This is a genomic window from Paractinoplanes pyxinae (assembly GCF_026626335.1).
GTDB classification, from domain to species: domain Bacteria; phylum Actinomycetota; class Actinomycetes; order Mycobacteriales; family Micromonosporaceae; genus Actinoplanes; species Actinoplanes pyxinae.
On record NZ_JAPNTZ010000003.1, the window covers coordinates 305,590 to 324,642 of the forward strand.

Annotated in this window: 16 protein-coding genes; 14 read left to right on the forward strand and 2 right to left on the reverse strand. The window is 69.3% G+C overall.

Annotated features, from left to right (window positions below; genetic code table 11):
* Positions 1 to 190: 190 nt before the first annotated feature.
* The 4 genes from OWR29_RS09390 to OWR29_RS09405 are packed head-to-tail and all read left to right on the forward strand — an operon-like array spanning position 191 to position 6,601.
* Complete coding sequence (locus OWR29_RS09390) at positions 191 to 2,017, forward strand: hypothetical protein (protein ID WP_267562185.1); 1,827 nt, start codon at positions 191 to 193, stop codon at positions 2,015 to 2,017.
* Positions 2,018 to 2,027: 10 nt separating this feature from the next.
* Positions 2,028 to 2,624 (forward strand): helix-turn-helix domain-containing protein, encoded by a 597-nt coding sequence (locus tag OWR29_RS09395; protein ID WP_267562186.1) that lies wholly within the window; start codon positions 2,028 to 2,030, stop codon positions 2,622 to 2,624.
* Positions 2,621 to 5,728 carry an ATP-binding protein gene (locus OWR29_RS09400; protein WP_267562187.1) on the forward strand — a complete coding sequence of 1,036 codons (3,108 nt, stop codon included), beginning with the start codon at positions 2,621 to 2,623 and terminating at the stop codon, positions 5,726 to 5,728. The genes OWR29_RS09395 and OWR29_RS09400 overlap by 4 nt, the downstream gene beginning before the upstream one ends.
* Positions 5,729 to 5,737: 9 nt before the next feature.
* Complete coding sequence (locus tag OWR29_RS09405) at positions 5,738 to 6,601, forward strand: patatin-like phospholipase family protein (protein WP_267562188.1); 864 nt, start codon at positions 5,738 to 5,740, stop codon at positions 6,599 to 6,601.
* On the opposite strand, the gene OWR29_RS09410 is transcribed toward OWR29_RS09405, so the two are convergent.
* Positions 6,598 to 7,053 (reverse strand): hypothetical protein, encoded by a 456-nt coding sequence (locus OWR29_RS09410; protein ID WP_267562189.1) that lies wholly within the window; start codon positions 7,051 to 7,053, stop codon positions 6,598 to 6,600. The genes OWR29_RS09405 and OWR29_RS09410 overlap by 4 nt on opposite strands.
* A gap of 531 nt (positions 7,054 to 7,584) precedes the next feature.
* Here OWR29_RS09410 and OWR29_RS09415 point away from each other — a divergent pair.
* From OWR29_RS09415 to OWR29_RS09435, 5 genes are all read left to right on the forward strand, one after another.
* Positions 7,585 to 8,499 (forward strand): HIRAN domain-containing protein, encoded by a 915-nt coding sequence (locus tag OWR29_RS09415; RefSeq protein ID WP_267562190.1) that lies wholly within the window; start codon positions 7,585 to 7,587, stop codon positions 8,497 to 8,499.
* Between the two features lie 82 nt (positions 8,500 to 8,581).
* Positions 8,582 to 9,082, forward strand: a complete 501-nt coding sequence (locus tag OWR29_RS09420) for a DUF6624 domain-containing protein (RefSeq protein ID WP_267562191.1) — start codon at positions 8,582 to 8,584, stop codon at positions 9,080 to 9,082.
* Positions 9,083 to 9,122: 40 nt separating this feature from the next.
* Positions 9,123 to 10,793, forward strand: a complete 1,671-nt coding sequence (locus OWR29_RS09425; RefSeq protein ID WP_267562192.1) for a SulP family inorganic anion transporter — start codon at positions 9,123 to 9,125, stop codon at positions 10,791 to 10,793.
* Positions 10,790 to 12,169 (forward strand): alpha-amylase family glycosyl hydrolase, encoded by a 1,380-nt coding sequence (locus OWR29_RS09430; protein WP_267562193.1) that lies wholly within the window; start codon positions 10,790 to 10,792, stop codon positions 12,167 to 12,169. Before OWR29_RS09425 ends, OWR29_RS09430 begins: the two co-directional genes overlap by 4 nt.
* Positions 12,166 to 13,182, forward strand: coding sequence for an aminopeptidase P family protein (locus tag OWR29_RS09435; RefSeq protein ID WP_267562194.1), 1,017 nt, complete (start codon positions 12,166 to 12,168; stop codon positions 13,180 to 13,182). Before OWR29_RS09430 ends, OWR29_RS09435 begins: the two co-directional genes overlap by 4 nt.
* Here the strand turns inward: OWR29_RS09435 and OWR29_RS09440 are convergent.
* Positions 13,179 to 13,430: a hypothetical protein gene (locus OWR29_RS09440; protein ID WP_267562195.1), complete on the reverse strand. Its 252-nt coding sequence runs from the start codon at positions 13,428 to 13,430 to the stop codon at positions 13,179 to 13,181. The genes OWR29_RS09435 and OWR29_RS09440 overlap by 4 nt on opposite strands.
* A gap of 138 nt (positions 13,431 to 13,568) precedes the next feature.
* Between OWR29_RS09440 and OWR29_RS09445 the strand changes: the two genes are divergently transcribed.
* The 5 genes from OWR29_RS09445 to OWR29_RS09465 all read left to right on the forward strand — a co-directional run bounded on the left by OWR29_RS09445 (position 13,569) and on the right by OWR29_RS09465 (position 18,754).
* Entirely contained in the window at positions 13,569 to 14,267 is a 699-nt protein-coding gene (locus tag OWR29_RS09445; RefSeq protein ID WP_267562196.1) for an alpha/beta fold hydrolase, read from the forward strand.
* Between the two features lie 50 nt (positions 14,268 to 14,317).
* Complete coding sequence (locus OWR29_RS09450; protein WP_267562197.1) at positions 14,318 to 16,108, forward strand: thiamine pyrophosphate-requiring protein; 1,791 nt, start codon at positions 14,318 to 14,320, stop codon at positions 16,106 to 16,108.
* A 9-nt stretch (positions 16,109 to 16,117) separates the two neighbouring features.
* Positions 16,118 to 17,176, forward strand: coding sequence for a winged helix DNA-binding domain-containing protein (locus tag OWR29_RS09455; protein WP_267562198.1), 1,059 nt, complete (start codon positions 16,118 to 16,120; stop codon positions 17,174 to 17,176).
* A gap of 11 nt (positions 17,177 to 17,187) precedes the next feature.
* Positions 17,188 to 18,312 carry a cytochrome P450 family protein gene (locus tag OWR29_RS09460; protein WP_267562199.1) on the forward strand — a complete coding sequence of 375 codons (1,125 nt, stop codon included), beginning with the start codon at positions 17,188 to 17,190 and terminating at the stop codon, positions 18,310 to 18,312.
* Positions 18,313 to 18,406: 94 nt separating this feature from the next.
* Positions 18,407 to 18,754 carry a hypothetical protein gene (locus OWR29_RS09465; protein WP_267562200.1) on the forward strand — a complete coding sequence of 116 codons (348 nt, stop codon included), beginning with the start codon at positions 18,407 to 18,409 and terminating at the stop codon, positions 18,752 to 18,754.
* Positions 18,755 to 19,053 lie beyond the last annotated feature (299 nt).

Sequence of the window (19,053 nt, forward strand, 5' to 3'; positions counted from 1 at the left end):
GCGCTCGACGGGTCCGTTCGATCCGGCGCGACCGGTGTCCGGGTTGAGTGAAGCTTTCCCTTCGTCCTCACCGATCGGGTGGGATTGCGGGCTCTGAGCGCCGGTAGGAAAGCGGTAGATCCGGTCTGAAAGATGTAGTCGCTTTCGGGTTTGGCCGGACCGCCGCGAACCGGCCGGGGTTGGGGAGCGCATGGAAACGGGCGGGGTGTTCCGGGTCGACGAGGCGCCGCCGCGGGGGTTGGGGATCCACAGTGCTATCCCGGGTGATGAGGGGGACGACGACCTGCCGGTGTACGTGTCGCGGGACTTCGACTTCCGGCTGCGCAACGCGCTGGCCGTGAACGGGTTCGACCGCGGGTCGTTCGTGGTGATGGTCGGGGGGTCGTCGTCGGGCAAGACCCGGTCGCTGTACGAGGCGGTCTACGAGCTGGTGCCGGAGTGGGCCCTGGTGCAGCCGGCCGATGCGGCGGAGCTGCTTGATCTGAAGGGCGCTCCGCCGCGCCGGACCGTGGTGTGGCTGGACGAGTTGCAGCGCTATCTCAGCGCCGACCCGCCGTTGTCGTCGGAGTGCATCCGGGCCCTGATCCGAGCCGGCAACCTGGTCGTCGGGACCCTCTGGCCCGACCAGTACGCACTGTGGACGGCCGGCCACGAGGACGTGCACCGGCTGGTCAAGGCGGCCACCGTCATCCCCGTACCGGACGATCTGACCGGCCCGGAGAAAGAGGTGGCCGAGGCCGCCGCCGAGCGGGACAGCCGCATCCGGCAGGCGCTCAAGACCCGGGATGCCGGCCTCACGCAGGCCCTGGCCGGTGGGCCGGCCCTGGTGATGTGCTGGGAGCAGCCGGTCAACCCGTACGTACGGGCCATCATCACCGCGGCCGCCGACGCGCATCGGCTCGGGGTTCAGTCGCCGCTCAGCGAGACGTTGCTGGTCGAGGCGATGGCCGGCTATCTGCAGGGGCGTCAGCGCGTACGGTCGCCCGGCGAGTGGCTGCCGGAGGCGCTGCCGCACGCCACCCGGCCCCAGTTCGGCGAGGTTTCCGCGTTGTCGCCCACCGACGGGGGCCGTCCGGGCCGGCTCGCCGGCTACACGGTGGCCGACTATCTCGCCCAGCACCTGCGCCGGGAGCGCCGGGTCGAGACGGTGCCGCACGAGGCCTGGCAGGCGCTGGTGACCCGGCTGATCCGGCCGGCCGATCTGTGGCAGGTGGCCGAGAGCGCGCTGGCCCGACTGCGCTGCCGCTACGCCGAGGGCGCTCTGCGGCGCCTGGCCGACGAGTTCCGTGATGCGCGCGCCGCGTCCCGGCTGGCCGCCCTGTTCGTCCGGCAGGACAGGTTTGCCGACGCGGTCGCCGTGCTCGACGCCGGGTGGAACGACGAAGACCTGAGAACCCAATTGCTGCGTACGCGTGAACTGCGGCAGCGGGTGGAGGCGATCCGCCCGCGCGCGCTCGCGGGTGAGGTGGCCGCGCGCGAGCGCCTGGCCGACATCCTGCTCGACGGGGGCGAGTGCGACGATCTGCGGCTGCGCGCCCAGCGGCGGGATCGGCCGGCCGCCGAACGGTTGGTCGACCGCCTGGCCGCGCGGGGATGCGTACGGGAAATTCGCAAGCGCGCCGAACTCGGTGACTTCTACGCGGCCGAGGCCCTGTGCGATTTGTACGTGGCCTGGGGCGACATCGATCTGCTCGAGGCGCGCGCCCAATCCGGCGACCCCGCCGCGCAATTGCGTCTGTCGAAAGCGAACCGGCGCCACGACAGCCCCGAGAACGAACTGGCCGAGTTGCGCGGGGCGGTGGACGACGGCAATCCGGAGGCGGGGCCGCAATTGTGCGCGCTGTTGTTCGAAATGCGCGACGAGGCCCGGCTCAAGGCGGAACTGAACGCCGGCACCGCGGGGGCGGCCGACCGGCTGATCGCGCTCTACATGGCTCTCGACCGTTTCGATCCGGAACGGCTCGCCCGGCTCCACGGCTACGGCTTCCACGCCGACGGCCGGACCGTCCATTTGTGAAAGGACTCCGATGCACGACCTGAGCTCGGCCGACTACGCCGTCCTGATCCTCCTCAAGAACGAGGGCCGGGAGATATCGAACACCGAACTGAACCGGGTGCACGGCTTCTCGCTCGTCGGCCCGGCCTGCGCCCGATTGAACGCCACGGGTTACATCGTCTCCGACACTTCCCGCCGGCCGTACAAGCACAATCTGACCGACAGCGGCGCCAAACTGCTCGATCAGCCGATCTCCATCGACGACGACAGTGTCGCGCCGCGAACGAAACGGTCGCTGGGCGAGAAAATGCTCTGGGCCGCCCTGCTGAGTATTCACAACGTGCGGTCCTCGACGGCGACGCCGATCCCCCTCGAAGAGCGCATTCGTTCCGCGTACGGCGATCTGGCCGCGAAGCCGGGGGCGTGGATCGACCTCGCCCAGCTCCGGCCCTTGCTGGCGGGCACCACTCGAGCCGAGCAGGACCGCGCCCTGGTTCGTCTGCTCGAGTTCGACGACGTACGGCTGGAGCCCGAACCGCACCGGCACCGGCTCGGCGACGAGGATCGTGCCGCGGCCGTCCGCATCGGCGGCGAGGACAGGCACAAGCTGGCGATCGGCGTGCGATGACCGAGGAGGAACGGGCCGCCCTGGCCGCCCTGCGCTTCAGCTGGGCTCAGGCCGCCGACGACGTGTGGCGGCCCTCGCCCTTCCACGTCGACGGGCTGCACCCGGCGATCGTGCGTGACGTGCTCGACAGCCTGGCCGAGGCCGGTTTCAGCCCCGACGCCAACCCGATCGGCCTGGTGCTGGAGGGCCGGCACGGCTCGGGCAAGACCCATCTGCTGGGCTGGGTGCGCGAGCAGGTGCAGCAGCAGGGCGGCTACTTCTTCCTCATCGGCCTGCTCGACGGGCGTACGTTCTGGGACGGTGTTCTGGTCTTTCTGCTGAGCGGGCTGACCCGGCCGGTGCCGGGCAGTGAGAGCCAGCTGCGGCTGTTGCTGCGTCGGCTGTCGTCGAAGATCGGCGCGCCGCGGCTGGCCCGCCGGGCGGTGATGGGCGAGACCGAGCTGACCCGGGAGGCGCTCGACGCTTTCGCGGAAGGCTTGAGTGCGTACGACAGTTTCGTGGCCCACGAATGCCGGGACACGTTGCGGGCGTTGGCCTTGCGGGCCTCGGACGACGAGGACCAGCAGGACGTGGCGGACAGCTACTTCGACGGGGAGCCGATCACCGAAGCGCTCCGGGCGTGGGGAATCCGCCGCCGGCACAAGCCACAGGACGTCGTACGGGAAATCTCCTGGCTTCTGGCCCTGACCGGCCCGTCGGTGATCGCGTTCGACCAGATCGACACCGCCGTGGCCCAGCTGGCCGTGCGGGAAGACCTGGCGAAACTGGCCGGCGACGCGCAGCGGGCGGAACCGCTCATCAACCTGGCCAGCGGCCTGGTCGACCTGCGCGAGGTGACCCGGCGGACGGTGACGGTCGTGGCCACGCTGACAACGACGTGGGAGCAGATCGAGGAGCGGGCCACGGCCTCGTTCGCCGACCGGTTCCGGCGCTGCCCGGCGCTGCAAGGGATCCGGACGGTCGAGATCGCCCGGCTGATCCTGGAGAAGCGGTTCGCCTCGCGGTACGCCGACGTCGGGTTCAAGCCGCCCTACCCGACCTGGCCGGTGCGGCCCGAGGCGCTGATCGAGGCGATCAACTACACGCCGCGGCGGCTGCTGGTGGTCATCGACCGGCACGTGCGGGCCTGCCTCATCGACGGCGAGGCGCGCGAACTGACCCGGCTGGAGGACGTGCCCACCGAGGAAAGAGCGGTCACGGCCGACCGGACGGCGCCGGTGGTGCCCGACGAGGCGCTGGCCCGGATCGAGGCGCGCTACGAACAACTCAAGCGCGATGCCGACGTCACGTCGCCGCTCGAGCACGACACCGAGGACGCGTTGTTCCCGGCGCTGCTGTCGGCCGGGCTGCACGCGTGGATCGTCGAGCGGGGCGACGGGGGCGCGGCCTTCAGCGTGGATCCGCCGCCCAGCGCCAAACCCGATCTGCACGCCCGGCTGCGGCGCGAGCTCGATGAGCGTACGGAGGAAGAGCGCGAGAATTCGCCGGACCAGACCCGTACGGAGGACCAGATGCACTGGTCGTTCCGGGCGATCAGCGACACCCACCACGGGAATGCGGTGCTGAACCGAATTCGGCGGGCGCGGACGGCGGCGGGGCTCAGCCCGGACGTGGAGAAACGAAAGCTGTTCCTTATCCGGAACGGGGACTATTCGTCGTCGGGGCGCACGCAAGAGATTCTGCGGGAACTGCAGCAGGACGGTGGGGTGACGCTTTCGATCGACGAGGACGATCTGCGGGTGCTGTCGGCGTTGCGGGATCTGCGGCAGGAGAATCCGGCCGAACTGCATGCGTGGCTGGTCAAATACCGGCCGGCCGAACAGCTTTCGCTCTTCAAGGAGGCCCTGGCCGATGCGCCGGACACGCCGAGGCGGGACGTCGTATCCGGGTTCACCGCCGGGGTGTCGCGCGACCAGAATTCCGTACCTTTGACGTTGGAAGCCCTACGTAAGCACGCGGCGATCTTCGCGGCGTCCGGGTCGGGCAAGACGGTGCTTATTCGGCGGCTCATCGAGGAATGCGCGCTGCTCGGGGTGTCGGCCATTGTGCTGGATCCCAACAACGACCTGGCTCGGTTGGGCGATGAATGGCCGACGCCGCCGGACGGATGGTCGGTTCTGGATCTGGAACGGGCCCGGGATTATCACGACGGCACCGAAGTGGTGGTGTGGACGCCGCGGCGGGAAGCGGGACGGCCGTTGAGTTTTCAGCCGCTGCCGGATTTCGCGGCTGTGCTGGACGATCCGGATGAATTCGCGGAGGCGGTGGAATCGGCCGTGGCCGCCCTCGCGCCGCGGGCGAATCTGGTCGGGCGGACCACCCGGGCCCAGCTCGGCATCGCTGTTCTGCGAAAGGCAGTGGAACATTTCGGGCGGCACGGTGGCGGCGGCGTTCGCGGACTGGTGGCCATTCTGGGCGATTTGCCGGACGGGGTCAGTCAGTTGCGCAACGCTGACAAAATTGCCGCCGACGTGGGGCAGGCGCTGACCGCCGCGATGGACAACGACGCCATGTTCGGCGGGTCCGGGTCGCCGGCCGATCCGGGCCTGCTGCTGACCCCGACGCCGGGAAAGCGCGCCCGCATCTCCGTGATCAGCATGATCGGGCTGCGCTCGAACGAGGCCCGGCAGAGCTTCGTCAACCAACTGCAGATGGGCCTCTTCGCCTGGATCAAACAGAATCCGGCTCGCGATCGACCATTGCTGGGCTTGCTGGTCATGGACGAGGCGCAGGATTTCGCCCCGTCGGGCGCGATGACCGCCTGCACGCAGAGCACCCTCGCGCTGGCCTCCCAAGCTCGCAAATACGGCCTGGGTCTGCTCTTCGCGACGCAGGCGCCCAAGAATCTGCACAACCGCATTCCCGGCAATGCGGCCACCCATTTCTTCGGCCGGCTGACCGTTCCGGCCCAGATCGAGGCCGCCCGCGAAATGGCCAAGGCCAAGGGCGGCGACGTGCCCGATGTGGGCGGGCTCACGTCGGGCGAGTTCTACATAGCGCTCGAGGGATCCTCGCCGGAAAGGATTCGTACGCCGATGTGTCTCTCCTATCATCCGAGCGCCCCGCTCACCGACGAGGAGGTTCTGGCCCGGGCCCTCCGTTAGCATCGGGGCATGTCACGGCGGGTGGCGCTGGCCCTAGGCTCCGGTGGCGCGCGGGGGTTCGCGCACATTGGCGCCATCGAGGTGCTCGAGGAGAGAGGCTTCGAGGTCTGCGCGGTGGCCGGCTCGTCGATGGGCGCGCTGGTCGGCGGGGTCATGGCCACCGGCCGCCTGAAAGACTTCCGCGACTGGGCGGTCTCTCTCAAACAACGCGACGTGCTGCGCCTGCTCGACCCGAAATGGGCCGCGGCCGGCGCGATCGGCGCCGACCGTCTGGTCCATCAGCTCAACGAGTTCCTGACCGACGTCGAGATCGAAAACCTCCCCATCCCCTACACCGCGGTCGCCACCGACATCGAGGCGCGCCGCGAGGTGTGGTTCCAAAAAGGCTTATTGCGTACGGCGATCAGGGCGTCCATCGCCATTCCCGGTGTCATCACCCCGGTGGTGGTCGACGGCCGCCTGCTGGCCGACGGCGGCCTGCTCAACCCCGTTCCGATCGAGCCGACCGCCGCCTCCGGAGCCGACCTGACGATCGCCGTCTCATTGCAGGCGCCCCGTACAGCCCAAGAACCGGCCAGTCCGGTCCGGGCCACCGCCACGCCACAGTGGGTCGAGGGCATCCGCCAGCGCTTCCAGTCCCGCAAGCCGGCCCACGCCCTCCCCGACGACCTGCGCATCGGCACCGTCCTGGGCCTGTCGCTGGACGCGATGCAAGACCTGATCGCCCGCTACCGCCTGGCCGGCCTGCCGCCCGACATCCACATCGCCGTCCCGGTCAGCGCGAGCAGCGTCATGGACTTCAGCCGGGCGGCCGAGCTGGTGGCCTTGGGCCGCGAGCTGACCACCAAGGCCCTGGACGACGCCGGCTACTAGCCGGGCTGCTGCCCCTGCTCAGCGTCTGTGTAGGCGAACGTCGTACCGGCGCCGGTTCCGTCCACGGTCAGGCGGGTGTCGGCGGTCAGCTGTTTGCGAATGGTGATCCAGGCGCTTCGGAAGCGCTGGTCCTCGACCCCGTAGCCGGTCAGGAGCGTTTTCAGGTCTTTGCCGGTCATGGGGGTGGCCGACTCACGCAGCGCCTGCACGGTGATGGCCGTGGGGTTCTGGTCGAACGCGGCCCGCAGGGCGTCAGGGTCAACGAGCGAGAGGAAGACCAGCGAACTCCGCGAACAGAGGGTCTCGTAGTCGCCGAGATGCACTTCCTGCTCGGTGTCGTTGTCGTCCCATTTGACCGTGTAGAGGTCGCCCTCCTGGTTGATGACCGTGCCGACCCGCACGGGGCGGCCTGACACGTAGGGGAGCCGGACTACGGCAGGTGACTGTTCCACACCCACGACTCTAGTCGGCGGCCGGAGCTATCACTTTTCCTATGCTCCGATGCAGTTCAACCCCCGGAGCAGGCCGACGTCCTCTGCGACCCGCAGACAGCCTGCTCGCAAAGGGCCAGCAAGACCGCCCGAGTCCGCGGCCGCATCGCCTTCACGACTACGTCCAAGAATGCCGCCAGCACCTGGCCACCTGTCGGGGAGCAGGAGGAGGCGACCGAGGCGCTTCAAATTTGCAGGAAACTGGTCGCCGGTGAGCCGGCCCTGCGAGCTATCCGCTACGCCGGCAGGTGGCGCTGGTCGAGGGTGGCTTCCGGAAGCCTTGGATGTCTTGGACGAGCTTCTTGGCGACATGCGGGCCGATCCGGCTTCCGGGCCGTCCGACGAATCCGGAGCGATTCGAGAGACGGGTTCCCGCAGCGCGTCGATCGGGGACGAGGTTGATGCTGGACGCCAAGCAATGTCGGATGATCGGCGGTTGGTGGGGTCCGAAGGACTCAGGCTGGTTGGTGGCGTAAGCCCTAGGGTTCGCGGATGGCTATTGCCTTTGAGTTGTGGGGGCAGCGTGGCTACCCGCATGTGGACATTGTCGGGGAGTCGCACTATGGGGACGCTATCCGGGCTGTGCTCGGGGCGGACTTCAAGGCGCAGGGGACGGAGCTGCTGGCGCCGGCCACGTTGACGCCTGAGCCGGGTAATCGGCATGACCGGCACGCTGTGGGGGTGTGGATCGACTCGCAGCTGGTGGGTTATCTGCCGCGTGAAGAGGCGGTGAGGTATTCGCCTGTCCTCACTCACTTGAGCGTGCAGGGGTGGGCGCCGCAGGTTACGGCTCGTGTCTGGGGTTCGGAGTGGGAAGGGTTTCGCGGGTCGGTCCGGCTTGATCTGGCTGAGCCGCACATGCTCGTGCCGGCCAATCTGCCTCCGAGCATGCCGCATCGTCTGCTTCCTCGCGGCGCGGCCATTCAGGTGACCGGCGAGGACAAGCACCTGGCCGAGCTGACGCCGTTTCTGCGGCCGGAGGGCGAATGCTGGGTCCACGTCACCTTGCACGACATCGTCGAGCAAACCGTTGAGGTACGCCTGGACGGGAGCCGCGTCGGGCAGCTGACCCGGCGAATGAGTGCCGAGCTTCGGCCGGCCGTCCGGCACCTCGCCGAGCAAGGGCACACCTCGGCCGCCCGCGCGATCGTCAAAGGGAACCGCATCAAAGCCGAAGTCGTCCTGTACGTGGCCCGCGCGCACCAGCTGCCCGAAAGTTTCCTGGGCCCGGCCGAGGTGAAGGCTCACGAACCCATTCCGCCGGCGCCCACGGGAGTCCGTTTCGCCGTTCCGCCGGAGTGGCCGACCCCGCCCGAGGGCTGGACGCCACCGCCCGGCTGGGAGCCCGACCCGTCGTGGAAGCCGGCGCCGGCCGGCTGGCAATGGTGGGTGCTTGTCTGGGAGTAAGTTCAATTATTCGCGATAGTCGTGCGCCTATCTGCGGGCAGGGTGTTGAAGCCGGCGGAATTCGGTTTTCTAGCGTGACCGCATGGTGAATGACGCCCTCGCGCAGGAATTGATGGCCATGACCGACGAGGACCGGCGCCTGCAGGCCGGTGCGCTCGGGGAGGACTTCGCCGCTCAGCTGGCCTATCGGCGGGTCACGGTGCGCAACGGTGACCGGCTGGCGGAGATCCTGGACGAGCACGGCTGGCCCACTCACGGGCTGGTCGGGCCGGAGGCGGCTCGCCGGGCTTGGCTGGTGGCGCAGCACGCGGACCGGCAGTTGCCCCTGCAACGGCGAGCCTTGGCTCTGATGACCGAGGCGGTGGGCGCAGGCGAGGCCGACGCCGGGCAGCTGGCCATGCTCCGGGATCGTCTGCTGGTCAACGAGGGCCGTCCGCAGGTCTACGGCACGCAGATCGCCGGCGTCGTCGATGGCGCGCCCGTGGCGTGGCCGTGCGAGGACCCCGACAACCTGGACCGGCGGCGGGCCGAGGTGGGGCTGGACCCGTTCGCCGCCCACGTGGCCAAGCACGCCCCCGCCTGAAGGTCGGCAAGCGTCGGCGGCGCGCATTACGGTGACAGGCGTGCGGGGCGTGGAGTGGGTTCCGGGGATCCAGGCGGCGGCGGGCTACGAGGCTCGGTGGCTGCCCAAGGACCTGATGGCCGGGCTGGTGCTCACCACTCTGCTCGTGCCGCAGGGGATGGCGTACGCGGAGCTGGCCGGGCTGCCGGCCATCACGGGGCTGTACACGTCGATTCTGTGCCTGGTGGCGTACGCCGTTTTCGGGCCGTCGAAGGTGCTGGTGCTCGGGCCGGACTCGTCGCTGGGGCCGATGATCGCCGCCGTTGTGGTGCCGATTGTGCTGGCGGACGGGGATCCCGGTAAGGCCGTCGCGCTGGCCTCGGTGCTGGCGTTGCTGGTGGGGCTGTTCATGACGGTGGCCGCCGTGGCGAAGCTGGGGTTCGTGGCCGATCTGCTGTCGCACCCCACCCAGCTGGGCTACATCAACGGGCTGGCGGTCACCATCTTCTTCGGGCAGCTGCCCAAGCTGTTCGGATTCTCCGTCGACGGGGAAGGGCTCTTCGACGACATCAGCGGGTTCGTCACGGGAATCGGGGACACCGTGCCGGCCGCCGTGGCCATCGGGGCCGGGGGACTGGCCGTGATTCTGGTGCTGCAGAAATTCCTGCCCAAGATGCCGGGGATTCTGGTGGCCGTTGTGGGGGCCATCGCGGCGGTCACGCTTTTCAACCTGGACGAGGTCGAGGTCGTCGGGCCGCTGCCGCAGGGGTTTCCGCCGTTCACCATTCCGGTGGTGAGCATCGAGGAGCTGGGGATGCTCGCGGCGGCGGCCGTCGGGATCACGCTGGTCTCGGTCACCGACACCATTTCCACGGCGTCCACCTTCGCGGCCCGGGCCGGGCAGGAAGTGCGCGGGAATCAGGAAATGGCCGGCATCGGGGCGGCCAACCTCGCGGCGGGGCTGTTCCAAGGGTTCCCGGTCAGCACCAGCGGGTCGCGGACGGCGGTGGCGGTCACCGCGGGCGCCAAGTCGCAGGTGACCGGGCTGGTGGGGGCGGTCGCCATCACCCTGATGCTGGTGCTCGTGCCGGGGCTGCTCAAGGACATGCCGCAGCCGATGCTGGCGGCCGTGGTCATCGCGGCGTCGATCGGACTGCTCGACGTCAACGGCATGGTGCGGCTGTGGAAGCAGCGTCGGATCGAGTTCGCCCTCGCTACGGCGGCCTTTGTGGGCGTGGCCGTGTTCGGTGTGCTGCCGGGGATCGCGGTCGCCGTCGCGCTGTCGGTGCTCAACGTGTTCCGGCGGGCCTGGTGGCCGTATCGCACCGTGCTCCGGAAGCCCGACGGCGTCGACGGCTATCACGACGTACAGCAATACCCGGACGGCACGCAGATCGACGGGCTCGTCATCTTCCGGTTCGACGCGCCGCTCATCTTCGCCAACGCGCGCACTTTCCGGGAAGAGATCCGGCGCCTCGCGAAACAAGAACCGCGGTGGATCGTCATCGCGGCCGAGCCCATCACCGACGTCGACACCACGGCGGCCGACATGCTGGAAGAACTCGACGAAGAACTGAACGCCAAGGGCATTTCCCTGGTCTTCGCCGAGCTGAAGCACCCGGTCAAAGAGAAGATCGACCGGTACGAGCTGACCCGCACCATCGATCCCGAGCACTTCTATCCCAGCCTGGACGACGCGGTCGCCGCCTATGAAGGAAGAGACCTGAGATGACGTCGGTCTACGAGATCAACACGTGGCCCTGGCTGGCCGAACTGGGCAAGCAGAGCCTGGCCGACGTGCCGGGCGAGGTGTGGGACGAGCTGATCGGCTTCGACGCCGTCTGGCTGATGGGCGTCTGGGAACGCAGCCCGGCCGGACGGGCCATCGCCGAGAGCAACGACGGCCTGCGCCAGGAAATGAAGAATGCGCTGCCTGACTTGTCCGGAAAAGACATCGTCGGCTCACCCTACTGCGTGCGCCGATACGAAGTCGATCAACGGCTCGGCGGCCCGGATGCGCTGAAAGAAGCGCGAGCGCAATTGAAGAAGAGAAACCTCAGGCTGATCCTCGACTACGTCCCCAACCACGTCGCCCCCGATCACCCGGCGATAACCGAGCACCCCGACTGGTTCATCAACGGCACCCGGGAAGACCTCGAGAACGACCCCGATAGCTGGTTCGCGGCCGGCGACCGCGTCATCGCGCGCGGCAAAGACCCGTTCTTCCCGCCCTGGCCCGACGTGGCCCAGCTCAACGCCTTCCACCCCGGACTGCGCCAAGCCACCCTGGACACGCTCAAAGCCATCACCGACCAATGCGACGGCGTCCGCTGCGACATGGCCATGCTGATGTTCAACGACATCTTCGCCCGCACCTGGGGCGACCGCACCGGCCCCCGCCCGGCCGAGGAGTTCTGGCCCTCGATCATCGCCGCGCTACCCGACAAGACGTTCATCGCCGAGGCCTATTGGGACACCGAATGGGAGTTGCAGCAGCAGGGCTTCGACCTCTGTTACGACAAGCGGCTGTACGACCGGCTCGCCCACGAGGACGCCGATGCCGTGCGGGCCCATCTGACGGCCGGCCTCGACTATCAGAACAAGCTGATCCGTTTCATCGAGAACCACGACGAGCCGCGCGCCGCGACCGCGATACCAGGCGACCGGGGGCGGGCGGCCGCTGTCGCCATTGCCACCCTGCCCGGCGCTACTCTCTGGCACGACGGCCAATTCGACGGACGCCGCGTCAAACTGCCCGTCTTTCTGGGCCGCTATCCCGACGAGCCGGTCGACGAGGGCCTGCGTGACTTCTACGACCGCCTGGTCGTCTTCAACGACGCCCGCGAATGGCGACTGCTCGACACCCCGGACGTTCTCGCCTGGACGTGGGAAGGCGCGACCACCCGCCACCTCATCGTCATCAATTTCGGTCCCGATCAGATCTGGACCCGGGTCCGGCTGCCGTGGCCCTCGGCGGGCGAACAATGGCGCCTGACCGACCTTTTGGACGGTCGTGTCTTCGGCCGGGACGGCGACGAACTCGAAGCCGGCGGCCTGGTCGTCGGCCTGCCCGCCTGGGGTTTCCACGTGCTGGAGGTGCACCGATGAAGCCGGACGGTCTGCTCATCACTCCCGGACCCGACCTCATCTATTTCACCGGCCTGAGGCCTCCCGTCACCGAGCGGCTCACCATGCTCGTGATGCCGGCGAAGGTCCTGGTCGTCCCCGCGCTCGAGCACCCCGGCGAACTGCCCGGCTTCGAGGTCGTCCCGTGGCGGGACGGCGAGGATCCCTACGCTCTGGTCGTTTCCCGGCTCCAGGAGAATGGTCACTACGCCATTTCCGACTCGGCCTGGGCCATGCATCTGATCGCCCTGCAGCAGGCCGCGGATATCCGCGTGAGCAGTATGACGGACGCGATGCCGATGCTCCGTGCGGTCAAAAGCGCCGACGAAGTGAATCTGCTCGCCGAGGCCGGTGCGGCCGCCGACAAAACGTACGAGCAAATTCTTTCCGTACGGTTCCAGGGGCGCACCGAGAAGCAGGTGGCCGCCGACCTGGCCCGCCTGCTGCGCGAGCACGGCCACGAGCAGGTCGACTTCACTATCGTCGCCGCCGGCCCGAACGGCGCCCACCCGCACCACGACATCAGCGACCGCGTCATCAGCGACGGCGACATGGTGGTGATGGACTTCGGTGGCCTCAGGAACGGCTACGGCTCCGACACCACGCGCACCGTCCACGTCGGACAGCCAACACCGTACGAGCAAGAGGTTTTCGACGTCGTGCGGGCCGCCCAGCAGGCTGCTTTCGAGGCCGTCCGCCCGGGTGTCGCCTGTCAGGAGATCGACCGGGTCGCCCGCGCCGTCATCGAGGACGCCGGCTTCGGGGAGTTCTTCCTCCACCGCACCGGCCACGGGATCGGCCTGACCACCCACGAACCGCCGTATCTGGTGGAGGGCGAGGAGCAGCCGCTCGTACCGGGAATGTGTTTCTCGATCGAACCGGGCATCTATCTGCCCGGGCGCTTCGGCGTGCGGATCGAGGACATCGTCACGGTGACCGAGACCGGTGGCCGGCGGCTCAACACCACCGACCACGGTCTGGCCATCGTGAACTAGGCGCCCGAATTGCGCTTGTCGGCCTCGACGTCGTCCTCGCCCACGGGGACGCCGTCGGTGTCGCGGTGGGCGTCGCGCAGCGAGTCACTGGAGTCGGCGCCCGAACGGACGGCGTCGGCCTCGGCGTCGTCGGCGCCCACGGTGGGACCGTCGGGACGCGCGCCACTCGCCTCCTGGACGTCCTCGCCGAACTCCTGGGCCAGCGCCGCACCCACCGGCAGGCCCTGCGGCCCGTTGGGATTCGTCATGACGCTCTCCTCTCACGCAGGTGTACACGGGCCGAATACCCGGGCTTTCCGTCGATAACCAGTAGAAGTACTGATCCCTTTTACGCCCGCGAGGGGCAGGGTGGAGGCAACGATCCGCGGAACCTGGGGGGAAACCACATGAAACCGACCATCGTCCTCGTGCACGGCGCCTTCGCCGAGTCGGCCAGCTGGGACGGCGTCATCAAGCTGCTGCTGGCCGACGGCTACCCGGCCGTCGCGGTGGGCAACCCGCTGCGCGGCGTCAAGTACGACTCCGACTACCTGCGGGCCACGCTGGCCTCGATCCAGGGCGACATCGTGCTGGTCGGCCACTCGTACGGCGGCATGCTCATCACCAACGCCGGCACCGGCGTGCCCAACGTGAAGTCGCTGGTCTACGTGGGCGCCTTCGCTCCCGACCAGGGCGAGAGCGCGGGCGACCTGGCCGGCAAGTTCCCGGGCAGCACGCTCGGCGAGACGCTGAACCCGGTCAAGCTGCCCGACGGCAGCACCGACATGTACATCCGGCAGGACGTCTACCACCACCAGTTCGCCGCCGACTCGTCGGCCGAGGACGCGGCGGTGTGGGCCGTCACGCAGCGCCCGATCACCGAGGGCGCGCTGGGCGAGGCGTCGCCGGGCGAGGCGGCCTGGAAGTCGATCCCGTCCTGGTTCCTGTTCGGCCGCGACGACCTGAACATCCCGGTCGCGTCGCACCGCTTCATGGCCGAGCGGGCCGGCTCGCGCCGCACGGTCGAGCTGGCCGGCGGCTCGCACACCGTCGCCATCCCCGAGGCGGCCGCCCTGGTCGACCTCATCCGCGAGGCGGCCGCGTAGTCCGTCCCAACCTGGGTAGCCATGCCGTCATCGAGGAAGAGGGTGACGGCATGGCGGACGGGCGGACGGTCTCGGACCTGCTGGTGGAGCGCCTGTCGGCGTGGGGTGTCGAGCGGGTGTTCGGCTATTCCGGCGACGGGATCGACGGCGTGATCGGGGCGCTGCGCCGGGCCGGGAAGCCCGCGTTCGTGCAGGCCCGGCACGAGGAGAACGCGGCCTTCATGGCGGTCGGCCACGCCAAGTACACCGGCGGGGTGGGTGTCTGCCTGTCCACGCAGGGCCCGGGCGCGGTGCACCTGCTGAACGGGCTCTACGACGCCAAGCTGGACGGCAAGCCGGTGGTCGCCATCGTCGGTCAGCAGGCTTCGACGGTGCTCGGGAGCGCGTACCAGCAAGAAATTGATCTTCAGAGGCTGTTCGGGGACGTGTGCGCGCAGTTCGTGCAGACGGCGCACGCCCCGGAGCAGTTACCGATGCTGCTCGATCGAGCGTTCCGGACGGCGCTGGCCACCCGCAGCCCCACGTGCGTGATCGTGCCGCACGACGTCCAGTCGGCCGAGGCGCCCGATGAGCAGGCCCACGAGCACGGCGTGATGATGACCAGCCCCGGCCTGCGTCCGGCCCGGGTGCTGCCGTACGAGAGCGATCTGCGCGCGGCGGCCGAGGTGCTTTCGGCGGGCGAGCGGGTCGCGGTCATGGTCGGTCAGGGCGCGTACGGGGCGGTGAGCGAGGTCCTCGAGCTGGTCGACCGCCTCGGCGCCGGGGTCACGACGTCGCTGCTGGGCAAGCCGGTGCTCGACGAGACCCTGCCGTTCCACACCGGCGTGATGGGTCACCTCGGCACCACGGCCAGCGCCCAGCTGATGCAGGAGTGCGACACGCTGCTGCTGGTCGGCACCAACGATCCGTGGACCGAGTTCTATCCGAAGCCGGGGCAGGCCCGGGCGGTGCAGATCGACATCGACGGGCGGCAGTTGGGCGTACGGTATCCGATCGAGGTCCCGCTCGTCGGTGACGCCGCCGAGACCGTACGCGCGTTGACCGCCCTGGTGAAGCCGGCCGGCGACCGCAGCTGGCGGGAGAAGGTCGAAGGCTGGGTCAGCCGCTGGCATTCCATCGCCGAGAAGCGGGCGGCGGCTGCGGCCGAACCGCTGAACCCGCAGCACGTGGTCCGCTCGCTCACCGGCCGGCTGCCGGGCGACGCGCAGGTCGCGGTGGACGTCGGCTCGGTCGTCTACTGGTACGCCCGTCATCTGCGGCTGCCGCCCGGCGTCCCGGCTCACCTGTCGAGCACGCTCGCCTCGATGGGGTGCGGCATTCCGTACGGGCTGGCGGCGAAGCTGGCCGCGCCGGAGAGCCCGGTCGTGGTGCTCAGCGGCGACGGCGGGCTGCAGATGACCGGGCTGGCCGAGCTGGTCACGGTGGCCGCCCGCTGGCGGGACTGGGCCGATCCGCGGTTCCTGGTGTGCGTCCTGAACAACGGCGACCTGGCCGAGGTGAGCTGGGAGCAGCGCGAGATGGAGTCGGAACCACGGTTCGCCACCTCGCAGGATCTGCCCGACGTCCCGTACGCGAAATACGCCGAGGTGCTGGGGCTGCGCGGCCTGCGGGTGGAGTCGCCCGAAGAGATGGACGCCGCCTGGGCGACCGCGCTGTCGGCCGATCGGCCCGTGGTCATCGACGCGCGGACCGACCCGGCCATCCCGTTGCTGCCGCCGAACCAGCCGTACGAGAAAGTGCAGGGCATGTACGACGGGCTGGCCGCCGAGAAGGGGCCGCTGGCCCGCCGGGCCGAGGCGCACCTGCGCCGGGAGCGCGCCGACGAAGGGTTCACCGACTAACGTCCTCGCATGGACGTGCTCGACAACCGTGCGCTCAACCGGGCCCTGATGGCCCGTCAGATGCTCGACCGCCGGCACACCGGGCCGGCGGTCGACGCCGTCCGGCACCTGATCGGGCTGCAGGCCCAGGAGCCGCACGAGCCGTACATCGGGCTGTGGAGCCGCCTCGACGGTTTTCATCCGCGAGAGCTGGTCGAGCTGCTGGAGAGCCGGCAGGTCGTGCGCACCCTGCTCATGCGGCGGACGATCCACCTGGTCACCGCCGAGGACTGCCTGGAGCTGCGCGAGCTGCACCAGCCGATGCTGGTGGCCCGGGTGCGGGCCGTGCTGCGCCGCGATCTCGAAGGCGTCGACCTGGACGAGCTGGCTGCGGCCGGACAGCCGCATTTCGCCCGGTCGCCGAGCACGCTGCCCGAGGTGGGGCGGGCGGTCGGCGAGCGGTGGCCGTCGGTGCCGGCCCGCGTACTCGGGGATGCGCTCAGCTCCCTCGTACCCCTGGTGCAGGTGCCGCCGCGCGGGATCTGGGGTCAGACGGCGCCCGCGCGCAACACGACCATCGAGACGTGGCTGGGCCGCGCCGTGCCGCCCGCTTGCGAGGCCGACGAGCTCGTGCTGCGCTATCTGCGGGCGTTCGGGCCGGCGTCCTCGTCCGACATCCGGGCCTGGTCCGGGCTCAGCGGCCTGCGCGAGTGCATCAAGCGGCTGCGGCCCCAGTTGCGCAGCTTCCGCGACGTACGGGGTCGTGAACTGCTCGACGTGCTCGACGGGGAGCTGCCCGATCCGGATCAACCGCTGCCGCCACGGTTCCTGCCCGCCTTCGACAACGTGGTGCTCGGCTTCGACGACCGCACCCGGGTGATCGACCACGCGTACCGCGGGATGAGCGTCGAAGGCGCGCGTTTCGTGCTGGTGGACGGCCGGGTGGCGGGGAAATGGACACTCGCCGGCGACACCCTGAACGCCACCATGTTCCACCCGGTCGACGTGGATCCGGTGGTTGCCGAGGCCGAGAAACTGCTTTCCTGGTACGGGATATCGGGGCGTACTGTCATAGAAGTCCGCGAATGACGGGGAGTTCCATGTCTCGCAGCAATCTCGCCAACCCGCAATTCCACGCCGACCCTCATCCCTCGTACGCGGAATGGCGGCGCGAAGGCCCGGTGCGCGAGGTGCAGCTGGCCAGCGGCGCCATCGCCTACCTGGTGACCCGCTACGAGGACGCCCGGCAGGCGCTCACCGACCCCCGCTTCTCGAAGCAGGGCCGCAACCAGGGCCACCCGTCCGACGCGATCCAGCGGGCCCTGTCCCGCCACATGCTGGCCGTCGACCCGCCCGACCACACCCGCCTGCGCCGCCTGGTCTCGGCCGCGTTCACGGCCCGCCGGATCGAGGCGCTGCGCCCCCGGATCACCGAGATCACGACGTCCCTGCTGGATGCGTTCCCGGCCGCGGGGCAACCGTTCGACCTGATCGACGCGTTCGCCTTCCCGCTGCCCATCCGGGTGATCTGCGAACTCCTCGGCATCCCGACGGAGGACCAGGAATCGTTCCGCCGCTGGTCCAACATCATCGTCGGCGGCGTCGCCTACCAGGCCGACTTCCCCGGCGCCGCGCAGGCGATGGTCGCCTACATCCGCGGCTTGCTGGCCGCCCGCCGCGCCGACCCCGGCGACGACCTGCTCTCCGGCCTGATCGAGGTTCGCGACAGCGAAGACAAGCTCGACGAGGACGAGCTCGTCTCGATGGTCTTCCTGCTGCTGATCGCCGGCCACGAGACCACGGTCAACCTGATCGGCAACGGCGCCTATCTGCTGCTCAGCGAGCGCGAACGCTGGGAGCGCCTGCGCGCCGACCCCACTCTGCTGCCCACGGCGATCGAAGAATTCCTGCGATACGAGTCCCCGGTCGAGACCGCCACGTTCCGCATCACCACCGAGCCGGTCACGCTGGGCGGTCAAAAGCTTCCCGCGTACGCCATGGTGGTGATCGGCCTGCTGTCGGCGAACCGCGACGACGCGCGCTTCCCCGACCCCGACGAGCTGCGACTGGACCGCCCGCAGAACCCGCACCTGGCGTTCGGCCACGGCATCCATTACTGCCTGGGCGCCCCCTTGGCCCGCCTGGAAGCCCAGATCGCGTTCGGCGCCCTGATCGACCGCCACCCTTCGCTGCGCCTGGCCGTGCCCCCGTCCGAGCTGACCTAGCGCCCCGGCCTGCTGTTGCGAGGCCTGTTCACGCTGCCCGTCCTCACCGGACCCGAGTGATCAGCGGCACGGGGTCTTTGGCAAGCTTTCCGCCGTGGAAGCACTCCGGCTGATTCTGCTCTTCGTTCACCTCGTGGGGTTCGCGCTGCTGCTGGGCGGGGCGATCGCCCAGTTCCTCACGGGCAAGTTCCGGATCAACCCGGCCGTGCTGTGGGGGTCGGTGATCCAGCTGCTGTCGGGTATCGCGCTGGCGGCGCCGCTGCGGGGTGGCGGGGACGCCGAGCCGAGCCTGATCAAGCTGGGCGTGAAGCTGCTGCTGGCGGTGCTGATCTTCATCATGGTCTTCATCCCGCGCAAGCGGGAGGCCGTGAACAAAGGCCACTTCATCGGCATCATCGTGCTGACCCTGGCCAACGCCGCGGTCGCCGTCTTCTGGCGCTGACCCGACCCGCTCGCCGCCGGCCCGATCCGGCCGATCGCTGTTCCGCTGCGTAGTCGGGGCGTGTCACGCTTCGTGGTGGCAGGAAATGTGGCCGGAAAGGTGAGGTGATTCGCACTACAGCCGTTCCTGTGCACGTGCACAGACAATGGCCGAAAGCGTGATCGGTCGAACGGTTGATCTCGTCTTGAGCCGAATGGGCACCATAGCTTTCCCGGCGGCAATCCTTGGCGGGCGCGCGGCCGGGCCGGTCGCGCTGAGCAGTGCCCTGAGCTACCTGTTGTCCGACCTGAGGACCTTAC